This window comes from Bordetella trematum (genome assembly GCF_900078335.1).
Classification (GTDB): Bacteria; Pseudomonadota; Gammaproteobacteria; order Burkholderiales; family Burkholderiaceae_B; genus Bordetella; species Bordetella trematum.
The window spans coordinates 134,517-149,693 of the sequence record NZ_FKBR01000006.1 but is presented as its reverse complement, the minus strand read 5'-3'; the positions used below and the strand labels follow the sequence as shown (position 1 = coordinate 149,693).

The 15,177-nt window shown below is 67.8% G+C and carries 14 protein-coding genes; 7 read left to right on the top strand and 7 right to left on the bottom strand.

Annotated elements, in window-relative coordinates; translation table 11 throughout:
• Window positions 1–3: 3 nt before the first annotated feature.
• Complete coding sequence (locus A7V84_RS01370; RefSeq protein WP_063492277.1) at window positions 4–1,869, bottom strand: acyl-CoA synthetase; 1,866 nt, start codon at window positions 1,867–1,869, stop codon at window positions 4–6.
• Between the two features lie 19 nt (window positions 1,870–1,888).
• Window positions 1,889–3,673, bottom strand: coding sequence for an acyl-CoA dehydrogenase (locus A7V84_RS01365; protein ID WP_033534719.1), 1,785 nt, complete (start codon window positions 3,671–3,673; stop codon window positions 1,889–1,891).
• A gap of 186 nt (window positions 3,674–3,859) precedes the next feature.
• On the opposite strand from A7V84_RS01365, the gene A7V84_RS01360 reads away from it, so the two are divergent.
• Together A7V84_RS01360 and A7V84_RS01355 are read left to right on the top strand one after the other, a co-directional pair.
• The gene (locus tag A7V84_RS01360; protein ID WP_127070820.1) at window positions 3,860–4,264 is read left to right on the top strand and encodes a DUF2946 family protein; all 405 of its coding nucleotides are present in this window, start codon (window positions 3,860–3,862) and stop codon (window positions 4,262–4,264) included.
• A gap of 114 nt (window positions 4,265–4,378) precedes the next feature.
• Entirely contained in the window at window positions 4,379–6,454 is a 2,076-nt protein-coding gene (locus A7V84_RS01355; protein ID WP_063939965.1) for a TonB-dependent copper receptor, read from the top strand.
• On the opposite strand, the gene A7V84_RS01350 is transcribed toward A7V84_RS01355, so the two are convergent.
• Window positions 6,451–7,323: a LysR family transcriptional regulator gene (locus A7V84_RS01350; protein ID WP_235815943.1), complete on the bottom strand. Its 873-nt coding sequence runs from the start codon at window positions 7,321–7,323 to the stop codon at window positions 6,451–6,453. The two genes, A7V84_RS01355 and A7V84_RS01350, sit on opposite strands and share 4 nt — an antisense overlap.
• Window positions 7,324–7,437: 114 nt before the next feature.
• On the opposite strand from A7V84_RS01350, the gene A7V84_RS01345 reads away from it, so the two are divergent.
• Both A7V84_RS01345 and A7V84_RS01340 read left to right on the top strand, forming a co-directional pair.
• Window positions 7,438–8,652: an amidase gene (locus tag A7V84_RS01345; protein ID WP_082833080.1), complete on the top strand. Its 1,215-nt coding sequence runs from the start codon at window positions 7,438–7,440 to the stop codon at window positions 8,650–8,652.
• Window positions 8,653–8,671: 19 nt separating this feature from the next.
• A complete protein-coding gene (locus A7V84_RS01340; protein ID WP_025516138.1) occupies window positions 8,672–9,643 on the top strand; it encodes a Bug family tripartite tricarboxylate transporter substrate binding protein in 972 nt (323 codons plus the stop codon).
• A 72-nt stretch (window positions 9,644–9,715) separates the two neighbouring features.
• Here the strand turns inward: A7V84_RS01340 and A7V84_RS01335 are convergent, their stop codons facing one another.
• Window positions 9,716–10,168: an Lrp/AsnC family transcriptional regulator gene (locus tag A7V84_RS01335; protein WP_025516136.1), complete on the bottom strand. Its 453-nt coding sequence runs from the start codon at window positions 10,166–10,168 to the stop codon at window positions 9,716–9,718.
• An 81-nt stretch (window positions 10,169–10,249) separates the two neighbouring features.
• Between A7V84_RS01335 and A7V84_RS01330 the strand changes: the two genes are divergently transcribed.
• Window positions 10,250–10,867: a LysE family translocator gene (locus A7V84_RS01330; protein WP_033534720.1), complete on the top strand. Its 618-nt coding sequence runs from the start codon at window positions 10,250–10,252 to the stop codon at window positions 10,865–10,867.
• Window positions 10,868–10,887: 20 nt separating this feature from the next.
• Here the strand turns inward: A7V84_RS01330 and A7V84_RS01325 are convergent, their stop codons facing one another.
• On the bottom strand, window positions 10,888–11,256 hold the full coding sequence (locus A7V84_RS01325) for a RidA family protein (RefSeq protein WP_170283328.1): 369 nt from the start codon (window positions 11,254–11,256) through the stop codon (window positions 10,888–10,890).
• Window positions 11,253–12,176, bottom strand: coding sequence for an NAD(P)-dependent oxidoreductase (locus A7V84_RS01320; RefSeq protein ID WP_033534799.1), 924 nt, complete (start codon window positions 12,174–12,176; stop codon window positions 11,253–11,255). Before A7V84_RS01320 ends, A7V84_RS01325 begins: the two co-directional genes overlap by 4 nt.
• A gap of 291 nt (window positions 12,177–12,467) precedes the next feature.
• On the opposite strand from A7V84_RS01320, the gene A7V84_RS01315 reads away from it, so the two are divergent.
• A complete protein-coding gene (locus A7V84_RS01315; RefSeq protein ID WP_025516129.1) occupies window positions 12,468–13,151 on the top strand; it encodes a GntR family transcriptional regulator in 684 nt (227 codons plus the stop codon).
• 15 nt (window positions 13,152–13,166) lie between these two features.
• On the opposite strand, the gene A7V84_RS01310 is transcribed toward A7V84_RS01315, so the two are convergent.
• A complete protein-coding gene (locus A7V84_RS01310) occupies window positions 13,167–13,931 on the bottom strand; it encodes an AraC family transcriptional regulator (RefSeq protein WP_025516127.1) in 765 nt (254 codons plus the stop codon).
• 96 nt (window positions 13,932–14,027) lie between these two features.
• Here A7V84_RS01310 and A7V84_RS01305 point away from each other — a divergent pair, with 96 nt between their 5' ends.
• Window positions 14,028–15,140 carry an MFS transporter gene (locus A7V84_RS01305; RefSeq protein ID WP_025516125.1) on the top strand — a complete coding sequence of 371 codons (1,113 nt, stop codon included), beginning with the start codon at window positions 14,028–14,030 and terminating at the stop codon, window positions 15,138–15,140.
• Window positions 15,141–15,177 lie beyond the last annotated feature (37 nt).

Genomic DNA, 15,177 nt, shown 5'->3' with positions numbered 1-15,177 from the left:
CTCCTAGACAGTGGCCGGCTCGGCCGGCTCGATGGAATAAGGGGTGGTGAAGGTCGCCAGCGCAGCCCGCAGTTGACCGGCCGACGGACCGCCGGGCTGACGCAGGATGCGCAGCGCAGTACCCGGCTCCAGCTGCAGGCGCACACCGGCCAGCAAGCCGGCTTCCTGCAGGGCTTTCTCGAAGCCACGCAGGGTGGCGTCCTCGCGCAGCCGGTGCTTGAGGATCTTGCCCACCGGAGAACGCGGCAGGTTCTCGACGATGTAGCAATCCTTGGGCGCCGCTGCGCGCTCGGCGATGCCCGCGCGCACGGCCTGCAGCAGGGTCTGCGAGTCGATGCAGGCGCCGGGCCGCAATTGCACATAGGCCACCGGCACCTCACCGGCATAACTGTCCGGCCGCGCGACCACCGCGGCCTCCTGGACCAGCGGATGGCGATAGAACACTTCTTCGACCGCCTTGGGGTCGATGTTGTGTCCGCCCCGGATGATCAGATCCTTGCGCCTGCCCGTGATCCAGATATAGCCATCCTCGTCGATACGGGCCAGGTCGCCGGTATCCAGCCACTGAGCGCCGTCGCCCGGCAAGGCGCCGCCGCCGGCGTACCCCGCGGCGATGGTCGGTCCGGCCAGCCACAGCAGGCCGGGCTGGCCTGGCGCGCAGTCATTCCCTTGCTCATCGACCACGCGCGCACGGTGATACGGAAACAGCAAGCCCACCGAACCGGTTTTCACCAGGCCGCCGGCCGGGTTCATCATGCATACCGAGGTGGTCTCGGTCATGCCGTAGCCCTCTCGCACCGGCAGACCGCTCAAGGCCAGAAAGCGCTCGGCCACCACCTCCGACAAAGGGGCCGAACCCGACATCACCCCCTTGACGCTGGCCAGGTCCGCCCGGCTCAGGCTGCCTTGCACCAGCTGATTCATGATGGTGGGCACGATGGTCAGGTAATGGATGCCGCAGGTGCGCAGAACATCACCCAGGCGGGGCAGCAGCTGCGGATGACGCCAGCCTGCCGACGTGGCCAACACCACGCAGGCGCCCCGCGCCACCGTGGCCAGACAGCCCGCAAACGCACCCACCACATGGTAGAGCGGCGTGGCCGACAGGCGTCGTTCGCCCTCGGAGATACCGGCCACCACGGCGCTCAACCAGGCGCTGGCCACGATATTGGCGTGGCTCAGGCGCACCAGCTTGGGGTCGCCGGTGGTGCCGCCGGTCGGGAACAGGGCCGCCAGATCTTCGCCTTGCGGCAACTGCCCGGTTGCGGGCGGCGTCGCGTCATAACGGTCGATGTCGACGTCATAGTCCAGGAAGCGCACGCCGGCGGGCGCCGCACCGCTGCGATCGCCGCCCAGCCGGACCACGGTTTTCAGCTGCGGGCAGCGGGCCACCACCTCCAGTACCTTGTCCCAGATGGGCGTCTGGGCATCGCCGCCATAGGCCATCAGCATCCGCGTGCCGGCGGCAGTCAGGATGGCGGCGATGGCCTCGGCTTCCAGCATCCAGTTGATCGGGTTGACGACGGCTACCGTCTGCCCGCCCCACAAGGCATAGAGCGCCGGCGGCGTATTGGCCAGCAGCAGGCTGACCGTCTCGTGGCGGCCCACGCCCTCTCTGCGGATCAGGTCGGCCATCTGATGCACCCGCGCCAGCATTTCGTCGTAGCGGATGCCCGGCGGGCAGACCGTATCGGCCGGATCTTCCACGTAGCGGATGGCGATCGCCTGCGGTGCATGGCGACAGGCCGCCGCGAGCAACTCGTAAGTGCTGGCAGGCAAGCCGCGCGCGGCCAGCGGCCGGGACTCGAACTCGCGGATGCGCGCCGCGCTGGACAGATCCGCATGGATCCAATAGCTGGGTAAAGTCATAGGCCTGAAAAGCTGCGAATCAAATCACCAGAGCGCCGGGGTCCATCACCCTGTCGGCGGGCACGAACAAGCGCGCCAGGCGCATCTCGGTCTCGGGGAACAACACATCGAAGTAGAACCTCGCCGTGGCCAGCTTTTCTTCCTGTTGCTGGCCGGCCGGCAGGGTCTGCAGGGCCGCCACGATAGCGCGGCACCAGAATTGGCCATAGACCAGGTGGCCCACCAGGCGCAGAAAATCCGCGGCCGACGCGCCGATCTGGGCCGGCTCGCGCCCGGCCAGGGCGGCCAATCGGGGCACGGCCTGCATCAGCTGGCGGCCCAGTGCATCGAGCGACGCGGCGCAGCCGGCCCATTGCGGCCAGGGCTGCAGGGCCCGGGCGGCCTGCGCGGCCATGTCCACCAGCCCCTGCAGGCGCGCGCCGTCATCGGCCAGCACCTTGCGCGCCAGCAGATCGTGGGCCTGCACGCCGTTGGTGCCCTCGTAGATGGGAAGAATGCGAACGTCGCGCAGCGTCTGCTCGATACCCGACTCAACGATATAGCCGCTGCCCCCATGGACCTGCACCGCCAGGTTCACGGACTCCACTGCATTGTCCGAGACGAAGGCCTTGGCCACCGGGGTCAACAAGCTGAGCAAGCCCGCGGCGCGCTCGCGGTCCTGGGCCTGTGGCGCATGCTGCTCCATGTCGATCTGCAGGGCGAGCCAGTACAGGAACATGCGCGCGCCCTGCGCCCAGGCCTGCTGCGTAAGCAGCATGCGGCGCACATCGGGTTGCGCCAGTATGGGGTCGGCCTCGCCCGAAGCGCCACCCTGTCCCGGGGCGCGCGACTGCAGCCGCTGGGCGGCATAGGCCAGCGATTTCTGCAGCGCGATCTCGGTCAGGCCCAGGGCCTGCGCGCCCGTGCCAAGGCGGGCCGAGTTCATCATCACGAACATCGCGGCCAGGCCCTTGTTGGCCTCGCCCACCAGAAAGCCGCGTGCGCCCTCGAAACGCAACACGCAGGTCGCATTGGCGCGCAGACCCAGCTTGTGTTCCAGGGCGTCGCAATACACGCCGTTGCGCTCGCCGGGGCGCCCTTGCGCATCCGGCAGACGCTTGGGCACCAGGAACAGGGAAATGCCGCGCGTCCCGGCTGGGGCATCCGGCAGACGCGCCAGCACCATGTGCACGATATTCTCGGTCAGGTCGTGGTCGCCGGAGGAAATGAAGATCTTGCCGCCATCGATCAGGTAGCTGCCGTCGTCCTGGGGCCGGGCACGGGTGCGTAGCCGGCCCAGGTCGGTACCGGCCTGCGGCTCGGTCAGGCACATGGTGCCGGTCCATTCGCCGCTGGCCAGGCGCGGACCGTACAGCGCCTGCAGCGCAGGGCTGGCGGTGGCGCGCAGACAGCGATAGGCGCCTTCCGAGAGCCGGGGGTAAAGGGCAAAGGAGATATTGCTGGCGCCCAGCATTTCACCGAACAGCGCCGACACCACCGTCGGCAGCCCCTGGCCGCCATGCTCGGGGCTGGCGCAAAGCCCGGACCAGCCGCCTTCGGCATAGGCCTGGTAGGCCTGCACGAAACCGGCCGGAGTGCGCACCTCGTGCCCCTGCAACTGGCAGCCGCTGCGATCGCCCGGGGCGTTCAGCGGCGCCAGCACGCCGTGGCAGAACCGGTCGGCGCCGTCCAGGATCTGATCGAGGGTGTCGCGGTCGATATCGGCGGCGCCGCAACGCTCGCGCAACATCGTCTCGGCGTCAAGCACATCGTAAAGCGCAAAGCGCATATCGCGCCGGGGCGCGGTGTAGAGACCGTTCAACATGGGGTTCTGCCGTTTGTTCCAGAGATGGCGGCAGTGTGCATCAGCTACATACCCGACGTAATGTCAGAATAGACCTAACTAACTGTCAGTTAAATCTGATCAGGCTTACCCTGAGAACAATGCGAGCCGGCCCGATGGCGCCGGGCTCGTGCTACCATCCGCCCGCAAAAACCAGAGACCACGAGCATGATGGCAACAGGACGAACCGGCAAAGGAGGGATCGCGTTGATCGCGGCCTTGCTGTTCGCCTTCCATTCGGTGGTGGCCGCCTCGGCGCTGGGCATGCTGCGCGTCGATGGCGTCACCACCATCGTGTGCACGGCCAGCGGGCCGCGCGTCATCACGCTGCAGGCCGACGGCAGTACGGCCCCCCTCTCCAAAGATTCACCGCATACCGGCGCCATGCCGCACTGCTGCACCGCCGGCAGCCCTCTGCTCGACGCCGGCCTGCTGCCCGTGCTGCTGGTCCTGTCGTGGCCGCTGGGCAACCCAGCGCCCTCCTACCTGCCGGCGCACAACCCCGACCCTCTCATTCCCGCAGGCTGGCTGGACGATGCGCCAGGCCGCCCGCGCGGCCCGCCCCTGGTCTGACCGCTCTCGCCCCTTGATTTCCCGTGCCTGCGCTGTTGCGCGGGTTGCGTGGACGCCTGTTGCCTGTCCTGATGTGCGATGCGCACCGGGACCCTTCATCTATCGAAAGCGATCATGTCATTGCCCTACTTCCCGGCGCGCGCCAGCTCTCTGGCGGCCGCCCTTTGCTATGTCTTCAGCGCCCCGGCCCAAAGCGGCCAGCCGCCCGCGGTGTCCCTCCCCGTGGCCGACATGGACCCGGTGGTCATCACCGCGATCGCGCCCAGCTCGCCGCTGACCATCGTCACCGATCCCAAGCTGCCGCGCCAGCCTCTGCCGGCCAGCGACGGGGCCGACTATCTCAAGACCATTCCCGGTTTCTCGGCCATCCGCAATGGCGGCAGCAATGGCGACCCCGTGCTGCGCGGCATGTTCGGTTCGCGCCTGAACATCCTCGTCGACGGCGGCAGCATGCCTGGCGCCTGCCCGGCCCGCATGGACGCGCCGACCTCGTACATCTCGCCGGAGACCTTCGACCGCCTGACCGTCATCAAGGGCCCGCAGATCGTGCTCTGGGGACCGGGCGCCTCGGCCGGCACCATCCGCTTCGACCGCGAAGCGCCGCACTTCGAGGAGCCGGGCGTGCGCTTTGACGGCAGCCTGACGGGCGGCTCGTTCGGGCGCAATGACCAGATGCTCGACCTGACGGCAGGCAACGGCAAGGTTTACACCCGCATTACCGCCAACCATTCCCACTCGCAGGACTACAAGGATGGCGACGGCAACAAAGTGCCCTCGCGTTGGGACAAGTGGAACGCCGATTTCGCGCTCGGTTTCACCCCCGATGCCGACACGCTCTACGAGTTGACCGCCGGCACCGGCGACGGCAACGCCCGCTATGCCGGACGCGGCATGGATGGCGAGCGTTTCAAGCGCGAAAGTTTCGGCCTGCGCCTGGAAAAGCAGCACCTGAGCGATACCCTGAGCAAACTGGAGGCGCAGCTCTACTACAACCATGCCGACCACGTCATGGACAACTTTTCTCTGCGCTCGCCCGATCCGCACAGCGCCATGCCCATGGGTATGGCTGCCAACGTCGATCGTGCGACCTGGGGAGGCCGCGTGGCAGCCACCTGGACCCTCTCGCCGGAACTGGAACTGATCACCGGGCTGGACTTCCAGCAAAGCCGGCATCGCTCGCGCAACGGCACGCAACACCATTCCTATCGCAAGCAACGCTGGGTCAAGGATGCCGATTTCGGCAACACCGGCGTGTTCTCCGAACTTACCTGGCGTCTGGATGAGGATCGCCGCGTGGTGGGCGGCGCCCGGATCGATCGGGCCCAGGCCAAGGACTTCCGCCCCACGACCGGCGGCATGATGCATGCCCGGCCCAACCCCACCCATGACGAACGTCGCCGCGACACCCTGCCCAGCGGCTTTTTGCGCTACGAGCAGGATCTGCAGGCGGCGCCGGTGCAATGGTATGTGGGCCTGGGCCATGTCGAGCGCTTCCCCGATTACTGGGAGCTGTTCTCGCCCGGAACCGGCCCGGATGGCGCGGTCAATGCCTTCAAGGGCGTCAAGCCCGAGAAGACCACGCAACTGGACTTCGGCGCCCAGTATCGCGACGAGCGCCTGCAGGCGTGGTTCTCAGGCTATGCCGGCAAGGTCAGCGACTACATCCTTTTCAAGTACCGCAGCGGCGGCATGATGGGCTCGACCTCGCAGGCCACCAACGTCGATGCACGCATCTTCGGCGGCGAAATGGGCGCCAGCTATCGCTTCACACCGCAATGGACCGCCGGGGCCACGCTGGCCTACGCCTGGGCGCGCAATACCAGCGACGGGCGGCCCTTGCCGCAGATCCCGCCCCTCGAAGCCCGCCTGACCGCCACCTATGATGACGGCACCTGGTCGGCCGGCGCGCTGTGGCGGCTGGTTGCCGCCCAGCACCGCTATGCCCGCAACGAAGGCAACGTGGTCGGCAAGGACTTCGGGCCCAGCGCCGGGTTCGGGGTGTTCTCGCTCAACGCTGGGTATGCCGTGAGCAAACAGCTCAAGCTCAGCGTGGGCGTGGACAATCTGTTCAACAAAACCTATGCCGAACACCTGAATCTGGCCGGCAACGCCGGTTTCGGCTACTCGGGACGCACGGCCGTGAACGATCCGGGCCGCACGCTCTGGGCGCGCGTGAACGTGAAGTTCTAAGCCGCCTGTGCCATGCGACTGCGCAATTCGGCCAGCAGGCCCTGCGCGGCCGCATGGTTTGAGCCGGCCAGGCTGGCTGCGACCAGCCGGGCCGGCAGTCCGCCACGCAGGGGCAGGAAAGTCAGGGGTTCGCCCCGCATGCGGGACAGCGAACGCGGCACGATGGCCGCGCCTGCGCCGATTTCCACCAGCGTCAGCAAGGTCGGGATCATGCTCTCGCGCACGATCCGCGGCCGTTGCCCGATCGCTGCGAACATCTCGAGCAGCAACTGACGAAAGTAAGGCGAGGCTTGCTGGGAATAGCCGATCAAAGGCAGGCTGGCGGCCTCCTGCAGGCGGAGGTGCCCGCGCCCGGCCCAGGGATGGTCGCTGCGTACCGCCAGCATCATGGGTTCGCGGCTGATCTCCACCACGTCGACCCCGGTTTCCGGCGGCATCGGCCGCATGAACGCCAGATCGATGCGGTGACTGCGCAGCAAGGCCGTCATCTCCACCGAGTTGGCTTCATGCAGGTCGAGCTCGACCTCGGGATGGTCGCAACGATAGCGGTACAGGCTGTCGGCCAGGGCCGAATAGGCGGCAGTGGGAGCCAGACCCACCTTGAGCGGGCCGCTGTCGCCATGCGCGGCGCGGCGCGTGGCGCGCAACATGGCCGCGGTCCGGGCGGCCAGCTCGGCGGCGTGTTCTGCCATGACAGCACCGGCGGGCGTCAGGCGCACCGAGCGGGTGGTCCGTTCGAACAGCGGTGCGCCAATCAGCTCCTCCAGACGCTTGATCTGCTGGCTGAACGGCGGCTGGCTCATGTGCAGGCTATCTGCGGCACGCCCGAAATGCAGCGTACGGGCGGCGGCGCAAAAGCATGCCAACATCCGGTCATCAAGGAACATTGAGTCGTTTTTCATCATAATTCCTGTCGGATTTTGAATTAGACCATATTCAATCTGCTGCTTAAGATGCGGTCTCTCCGTTTGATGCAGCAAGCCATGTCCTCGCCATCCGCCCTGCCCGTTTCCCTTTTTGCCGCAGCACCCGCGCTGGCGCAGGCCGACCGCTCTCTGCAGGCCTGGGTCTGCCTCGACCCCGCGCCGCAGGCGGCGGCCAGCGGCCCCCTGGCAGGCCTGGATTTCGGCGTCAAGGACGTGCTGGACGTGGCTGGCCTGCCCACCCGTTGCGGTTCGCCGGCCAGCGACGCGACTCCCGCCACCGCGGACGCCGATTGCGTGGCCCGCCTGCGCGCCGCCGGGGCACGGCCCCTGGGCAAGACCGTCACGGCCGAGTTCGCCCATGTCTGGCCCGGCCCGACGCGCAACCCGGCCCATCCGGCGCACACTCCCGGGGGCTCCTCCAGCGGATCGGCGGCGGCCGTGGCCGCCGGCATGGTGCCTTTCGCCCTGGGCACCCAGACGGGCGGCTCCATGATCCGGCCGGCCGCTTTCTGCGGCGTGCTGGGTTTCAAACCCAGTTTCGGCGCCTTATCGCGCCAGGGTATGCGCGTGATGTGCCCCAGCCTCGATGTCATCGGCTGGCATGCCCGCGACGCTGCCCTGGCCCAGCGTATCGGCCAGGTGCTGCTGCCGCCCGCCGCGCCGCTGCCGGCCGGGAAGCGGCCCGCCTTGCGCTGGCTGGAAGATCTGCCGGGCCATCCCCTGAGCGCCAGCGCCCGCGAAGCCTTGCGGGAGGCGGCCGCCGCCTTGCAGGCCCGCGGCTGGATGCTTGCCCCGGGTGCGCCGATGGCGCAGGCCGCCGAACTGTTGCAGTGCCACAGTCTGCTGGTGCATCACGAATTGAGCACCAGCCTGGCTGCGTTGGCCGAGCATCCGGCCCTGTCGCCGCGCCTGCGGGCGGCCCTCATCCAGGGACGCAAGCAGGCGCCGGCCGACACCGAACATGCCTACGCACGCCTGCAGGCCTGGCGCGCACATGCCTGGGAGGCGGACTTCGGCGACGCCGACCTGATCCTGACTGCCGGCGCGCTCGGCCCGGCCCCCGAGGGTCTGGCCCATACCGGCGAGTCCGGATTCAACAAAGCCTGGTCGGTGCTGGGCTGGCCCTGCCTGCACCTGCCCACCACCCACGATGCCCGCGGGCTGCCGCTGGGCGTGATGCTGGTGGCGCGGCCCGGCGCCGATCACGCCCTGCTTGCCTGGGCAAGACAGATCCACCCCTTGATAGACCGGCGCCCGCGTGCTGCCGCCTGAATTTTCCACGGAGCCCACCATGACCCGCATTTCCACTCTGTTCAAGACGGCCGTCCTGGCCTGCGGCCTGATGGCCGCCCTGCCCGCAGCGGCCGACTATCCGGACCGCCCCATCACCGTCACCGTCCCGGTCGCCCCGGGCGGCACGGTGGACATCGTGGCCCGCATCATGGCCGAACAACTAGCTACCCAGCTGGGCCAGCCAGTCATCGTCAGCAACAAGGCCGGCGCCGGCGGCGTGGTCGGCACGCAGGCCGCCAAGCGCGAGCGCAACGACGGCTACAACCTGCTGTTCACGGCCAATAGCAACCAGCTGATCGTGCCCTGGGTCTATGCCAAACCGGGATTTGACCCGATCCAGGATTTCAAACCCATTGCCGCCGTGGGCGTGGTCCCCAACGTGCTGGTGGTGAACCCGGGTTTCCCCGCCCGCGACCTGAAGGAATTCATTGCGCTGCTCAAGGCCAACCCCGGCCAGTATCAGTACGCCTCGGCCGGCAGCGGCACGCTCAATCATCTGCTGGGCGAGATGCTCAACGAGCGCGGCGGCTTCGGGCTGGAGCATATCGCGTACAAGGGCGTGGCTCCGGCCATGACCGACGTGCTGGGCAATCAGGTGCCGATGCTGTTCGCCAGCCTGCCTTCGGCGCTGGAGGCCGTGCGCGCCGGCAAGCTGCGCGCACTGGGCGTGACCAGCGCCGAGCGCGTGCCGCTGCTGCCGGAAGTGCCTGCCATCGCGGAGGCCTTCCCGGGCTTCAGCGGTGACCTGTGGGTGGCCTTCTATGCCCCGGCGGGCACGCCCGACGAGGCGATCGCGCGCCTGCACCAGGCCATCGAAGCCGCGCTGGCCGCGCCCGCCTTGCAGGCCCGCTTCCAGCAACTGGGCGTGACCGCCATGCATGACGGGCCGGCGGAACTGGCTCGCCGCCAACAGGCCGAACTGGCCCAATGGGAAGCAATCGTCAAATCCTCGGGCGCAAGCTCGCAGTAAAGCACTGCCCAGACCGCCGCCCGCTTCAGCGCGGGCGGTTGGCTTTGCGGCCCGCGCTCAGGCCGCAAGCGCTCAAAGCGGCAGGGGCCGGTTCTGGACGATGTTCTTCATCACCAGCGTGGAGGTCAGCCGCTGCACGCTGGGCAAGCGCGACAGGCTGTAGTCATACAGTTTCTGGTAGGCCTGCAGATCCGTGGTCACCACGTGCAGGATGAAGTCCGGATCGCCGAACAGCCGCTGTGCCTGGATCACCTCCGGCACCTGAGCGACGGCCTCCTCGAAACCCTGCACGGCTGCGCGGTCCGTCACCCGCAGGGTCACGAACACAATGGCCGAGAAGTTCAGCCCCACGGCGGCGGGATTGAGGAAAGCCCGATAATCGGCGATCACGCCGGCTTCTTCCAGCGCCCGCACGCGCCGGTGACAAGGCGACAGGCTCAGGCCGATGCGCTCGGCCAGATCGGTCAGGGAAAGCCGGCCGTCTTTCTGCAGTTCGGCAAGAATCTTTTTATCGATATCGTCCATGGCAGAAATTCTGCCGGATGAACGCCTTTTTTCGCAAGGATGGAAAAGTTCTTTGCGCGCACGGCCCGATAAGCTTGCGCCATGGACTTCTCAACGCTTTTGCTGTTTTCGGCAGCCGTCATTCCCCTGGTCTGTACCCCCGGCCCGGACATCCTGTTCATCGCTTCTCAGGCGCTCGGCGCCGGCACAGCCGCCGGCCTGCGCGCCACGGCCGGCGTGGTGCTCGGCTATGGTGTGCATTCCTTGCTGGTCGCGCTGGGCCTGGCTGCGCTGGTGGCCGCTTCGCCCGTGTTGTTCGAGATCATCCGCTGGATAGGCATTGCTTACCTGCTCTACCTGGCCTATCTCCTGGGCCGCTCCAGCCTGCGCGCCGGCGCCCTCGAGGCCGCCGCGCCACAGGCGCAAAGGCCGTTGCGCAAAGGCCTGCTGACTTCGCTGCTCAATCCCAAGGGGATGATGGTCTATCTGGCCATCCTGCCGCAGTTCATGGATCCGCAATCGGGCGACTCCACCGTGCAGGCAGTGCTGCTGTCGGCGGTCTTCATGGCGTGGTGCACGGTGATCTATTCCCTTGTCGGGATTGGCCTGGGACGCCTTGGCGCCCAGGGGCTGAGCAGCGCGCGCCGCCGCCTGGTCGATGGCACGGCGGGCGCGCTGATTCTTCTGGCCGCCGGTTTCATGGCCCTGATGCAACGTTGAGCGGCCCCGGCCCGGCGACGTCAGACTGCCGCAATGGCAGAAATCTCGACCCGGATCTCGGGCGCGGCCAGCATCATGGCCGCACAACGGCGGGCCGGCGCATGCCCTGGGACGATCCAGGCGTCATAGACACGGTTCATGGCCTCGAAATCATCCATGCTGGACAGCCAGATGGTGACATCGAGCAGGTGGCGTTTGTCGCTGCCGGCCTGCGCGAGCAAATCCTCCAGCGCTTGCAGCACCTGGCGGGTCTGGCCGGCGGCATCCTGGCTGCGATCAGCGGCCGTATGCCCGGCCAGATAGACGGTCTGGCCATGCACCACGGCGCGGGCACGGCGGGTGTTCTGGTCCAGCCGCGTGATGGACGACAGGGGCGCGGACCGGCTCATTGCCGGACCCCCTGGCCGCTGACCCGGCGGCAATGATTCAAGGCAGCCTGGATCAGGTTGTCGCTGGCCTCTGGCGTACGGAACGCCGAGTGCGCCGACAGCGTCACGTTGTCCAGCTCATAGAGCGGATGCTGCGCGGGCATGGGTTCGACGTCGAAAACATCCAGCCCGGCGTGGCCCAGCTTGCCGCTTTTGAGCGCGGCAATCATCGCCGCCTCGTCGACCAGCGCGCCGCGCGCAGTATTGATCAGGATGGCGCCATCGCGCAGCGAGGCCAGTCGCGCAGCGTCCAGAAAACCGCGTGTCTCGTCGGTCAGCAGCAGATGCAGGGACACCACATCGCTGTCGGCCAGCAAGGTGTCCAGATCCACGAACTCCACGCCAGGATGGGATTTGGCGCTGCGGTTCCAGGCGACCACTTTCATGCCCACGCCCTGCGCCAGGCGGGCCAGTTCGGCGGCGATGCCGCCGAAGCCGATCAGGCCGAGGGTCTTGCCGGTCAGCTGCATGACGTCGGTACGCAGCCAGTTGCCTGCACGCATGCCGCGATCCATGCGCGTGAGCCGCTTGGCGCCGGCCCACATCAGGGCAAAAGCGCATTCGGCGACCGCCGTATCGCCGTAACCCTTGATGATGTGCACCTCGATGCCCAGTTCGGCCAGGGCTTCCGGATCCATATAGGAGCGCGCGCCCGTTCCCAGAAACACGACATGCTTCAGGCCCTTGCAGGCGCGTGCGATGTCCACCGGCAGATGCGTGTGGTCGATGATCGCGATCTGCGCATCGCCCAGCACGGCCGGAATCTGCGGCGGCGTGATGTCGGGCTGCGCGTTGATGACCAGTTCCGGGTCGCCCGGCTGGTGCAGGCGCCGGGCCACGGCGGCAAGCGTCGGATTGGCATCGATGAAGACGGCTTTCATGGAGAATTCCTGTTCGGGTGGAAAGGGATAATCGGCGCCGCGCCGGCGCATCCGCACAGGCTGGCTCTAGCTGTATACAGATGATGATGCTATATATGTATTCAGTCAATGCGCCGCCATCGCAGCCCTTCTGCGCCGCAACACGACCGGACCGTTTTCCTGGATCTGGCGGGCCACCGTCCACCACGAATGTACTAAGATGGCTGCCCTGTTGCCTTGCCCTGGCGCCGCTTGCGGCCCCAGGCAGGTTTTTCGCTGTTGCCACCGACCCACCTGCCCTCCGGAGATCCCTTGACCGCCGCCACAGACAGCATTGTCGACAAAGTCTATCTGCGCATCCGCGACATGGCCATCGACTATGAGTTCAAGCCCGGCGAGCGGCTCAACGAGGTTGCGCTGGCCAAGACATTGGGCGTGTCACGCACGCCCCTGCGCGAGGCGCTCAATCGCCTGAGCATCGAGGGCCTGCTGCGCTTTCTGCCGGGAAAGGGCTTTTTCTGTCGCGACCTCGACGTGCAGGAAGTGTTCGAACTCTACGAACTGCGCAAGGCGCTGGAAATCGCCGCCCTGCGGCTGGCGCTGGAGCGCGCCGACGAAACCCAGATCGGCGAAGCCATGGCCTTTCTGGCCACGACCGGCCCGGAAGCCGGAGAACGGCCCGTCTCGGAGCTGGTCGCGCTGGATGAGGCCTTTCACGAGCGCCTGGTCGCCATGGCCGGCAACGGCGAGATGCTGCGCGTGCTGCGCAATGTGCACGCCCGCATCCGCTTCGTGCGCTGGATCGACATGGCGCGCGGGGAACGGCCGGCCAGCCAGCAGGAGCACCAGCAATTGCTGCAGGCCCTGGCCGAACGCAATGAAGCCGCCGCCGTGGCCATCCTCGAGCGCCACATTGGCCGCCGCCTGGATCAGATCACGGCTGCCATCCGCGAAGGCTACGCCCGCATCTACATGCCGGTGCGCACGCAGTCCTGAGGCGACCGTCGCCGCTCAGCGGCGCGCGGCCAGATAGGCGCGCGGGGTGCTCCCCGTCATTTGCCGGAAAAACGCGCCGAAGGCGCTGGCGTCGGCAAAACCCAATACCTGGGCGGCCGCCGTAAGGCTGACGCCTTCGGCAAGCAGTTCGATGGCGCGCAACAGCCGCCATTGCTGGCGCCAGGCCTGATACCCCATGCCCGTCTCCTTTTGCATGATGCGCCCGATGGTGCGTTCGCTGGCGCCGGCGCGCGCGGCCAGTTCGCCCAGCGTGGGCGGCAGACCGTCATCCAGCCAGCGCGCCAGACGCCGGTCGCGCGGCATGGGCAACAGCATGGGCTCCTGCGGCGCGCGTGCGATCTCATCGAGGCACAGCGCCAGCAGATGGGCGTTGCGCCCCTCGTGCCAGGGGCTGTCCAGCGGCGCCTGGGCCATGGGCTCCAGCACGGCGGCCAGCAGATCGCTCACCGCCAGCACCGCCACTTCGGCCGGCAGCCCCGGCAGACCGGGGACAAAATACAGCGAACGGTAATCGACCACCTGACGCATCTGCGCCCGGTGGGCCACGCCAGGCGGTATCCATACCGCGCGCGACGGCGGCAACAGACAAACGCGATCGGCCAGCGTGATGCGTGCCGAGCCTGCCCGGGTATACAACAGTTGCCCGCGTCCGTGCTGGTGCAGCCCGGAGTCGTGATCGCCCAGGGCAGCCGCGATACCCAGCACCGGCGCCGGCCAGGCGTCGGGGTTGAACTGCGCGTGCCGTTCCAGCCAGACCATGGATTGACCGATTTTTATGGTTTATTGTCGGAAACATAATAATCCGACAAGCGCCTGAGCGCCAGAATGCCGCAGTCCATTTTTGCGGAGGATGCCATGCCCTGGCATTTGCTGGCGCCCTGCGCGGCGCTGTTGATGTTTCCCCAATTGATGCAGGCTTTCTACAGCCCGGCCCTGCCGGACCTGGCGAGCGCCTATGCCTTGCCGGCCGCTCAGGCCGCGCGTCTGTTCGCCGTGCATGCGGGCGGTTTCGCGCTGGGCGTGCTGTTGTGGGGCTGGGCCAGTGACCGCATCGGGCGCCGGCCCAGCCTGACCCTGGCGCTGGTGCTGTGCGCGATGTGTTGCGCCGGCGCGCTCCTGGCCCCCAGCTTTGCCTGGTTGCTGGCCTGTCAGGCCATTGCCGGCCTGGCAGCGGCGGCCTGCTCGGTGGTGCCCCAGACCTTGGTGCGGGACCTCTACGACGGCCCGGTATTGCGGCGGGCCTATTCCCACCTGGGCATGGCGCTGTCGGCCAGCCCGGCCATCGGTCTGTACGCCGGCGCGCTGCTGGCCGCCCACGGCGGCTATCGCAGCACCTTGCTGGCGCTGTCGCTGGCCAGCGCCGCGCTGTGCGCCTGGAGCCTGGCGAGTCTGCCGGAGACCCGCCCCGGGCCCGGCACGCCGCTGTCGCGCGCGCTGTTGCAACGCATGCTGGCCGACCGCGTGCTGTGGCGCCGCGCAGCGATGGTGGCCTTGCTGAACGTCGCCTGGGGCAGCTATTTCGCCCTTGCTCCCTTTCTATACGAGCGCCTGCAGGCGCCAGCCGAGCGTCTGGGCGAAAGCGGAGCCTTGCTCGCGCTGGCCGCGGCCGCCGGCGCGGCCCTGAACAACCGGCTGCTGGCACGTGGCTGGGCGGAGCCACAACTGCTCAGGCTGGCCGCCTTGCTGCTGGCCGGCGGCGCGCTTGCCATGCGGGCCTTGGATGGCAACACCGCCTTCGCCCTGGCGATGGTGCCGGTGATCACCGCGTTCGGGCTGGCCATCCCCAATCTGCTGGGGCCGGCTCTGGCCGCCTATGCCGATTGTCGCGGCCTGGCCGGTGCGCTGTTCGCCCTGGTGTATTACCTGCTGATCGGGGCCGGCATGGAAGCGGTCAGTGCGTGGGGCTCGCTGCCGGGCGTGCTAGGGGTATGCGCGGCCGGGTTCACCCTCCTGCTTGTGAGGCGCTAGCGGCTCCCTTCGGCCACACACTGCCGCCATCCGGGGC

Excerpts from the sequence above, each read along its gene's own strand:
- A7V84_RS01365 (WP_033534719.1), bottom strand. The coding sequence starts at position 3,673 with ATGTTGAACGGTCTCTACACCGCGCCCCGGCGCGATATGCGCTTTGCG.
- A7V84_RS01350 (WP_235815943.1), bottom strand. The coding sequence starts at position 7,323 with ATGTTGGCATGCTTTTGCGCCGCCGCCCGTACGCTGCATTTCGGGCGT.
- A7V84_RS01340 (WP_025516138.1), top strand. The coding sequence starts at position 8,672 with ATGACCCGCATTTCCACTCTGTTCAAGACGGCCGTCCTGGCCTGCGGC.
- A7V84_RS01325 (WP_170283328.1), bottom strand. The coding sequence starts at position 11,256 with ATGAGCCGGTCCGCGCCCCTGTCGTCCATCACGCGGCTGGACCAGAAC.
- A7V84_RS01370 (WP_063492277.1), bottom strand. The coding sequence starts at position 1,869 with ATGACTTTACCCAGCTATTGGATCCATGCGGATCTGTCCAGCGCGGCG.
- A7V84_RS01335 (WP_025516136.1), bottom strand. The coding sequence starts at position 10,168 with ATGGACGATATCGATAAAAAGATTCTTGCCGAACTGCAGAAAGACGGC.
- A7V84_RS01310 (WP_025516127.1), bottom strand. The coding sequence starts at position 13,931 with ATGGTCTGGCTGGAACGGCACGCGCAGTTCAACCCCGACGCCTGGCCG.
- A7V84_RS01305 (WP_025516125.1), top strand. The coding sequence starts at position 14,028 with ATGCCCTGGCATTTGCTGGCGCCCTGCGCGGCGCTGTTGATGTTTCCC.
- A7V84_RS01320 (WP_033534799.1), bottom strand. The coding sequence starts at position 12,176 with ATGAAAGCCGTCTTCATCGATGCCAATCCGACGCTTGCCGCCGTGGCC.
- A7V84_RS01355 (WP_063939965.1), top strand. The coding sequence starts at position 4,379 with ATGTCATTGCCCTACTTCCCGGCGCGCGCCAGCTCTCTGGCGGCCGCC.
- A7V84_RS01360 (WP_127070820.1), top strand. The coding sequence starts at position 3,860 with ATGATGGCAACAGGACGAACCGGCAAAGGAGGGATCGCGTTGATCGCG.
- A7V84_RS01345 (WP_082833080.1), top strand. The coding sequence starts at position 7,438 with ATGTCCTCGCCATCCGCCCTGCCCGTTTCCCTTTTTGCCGCAGCACCC.
- A7V84_RS01330 (WP_033534720.1), top strand. The coding sequence starts at position 10,250 with ATGGACTTCTCAACGCTTTTGCTGTTTTCGGCAGCCGTCATTCCCCTG.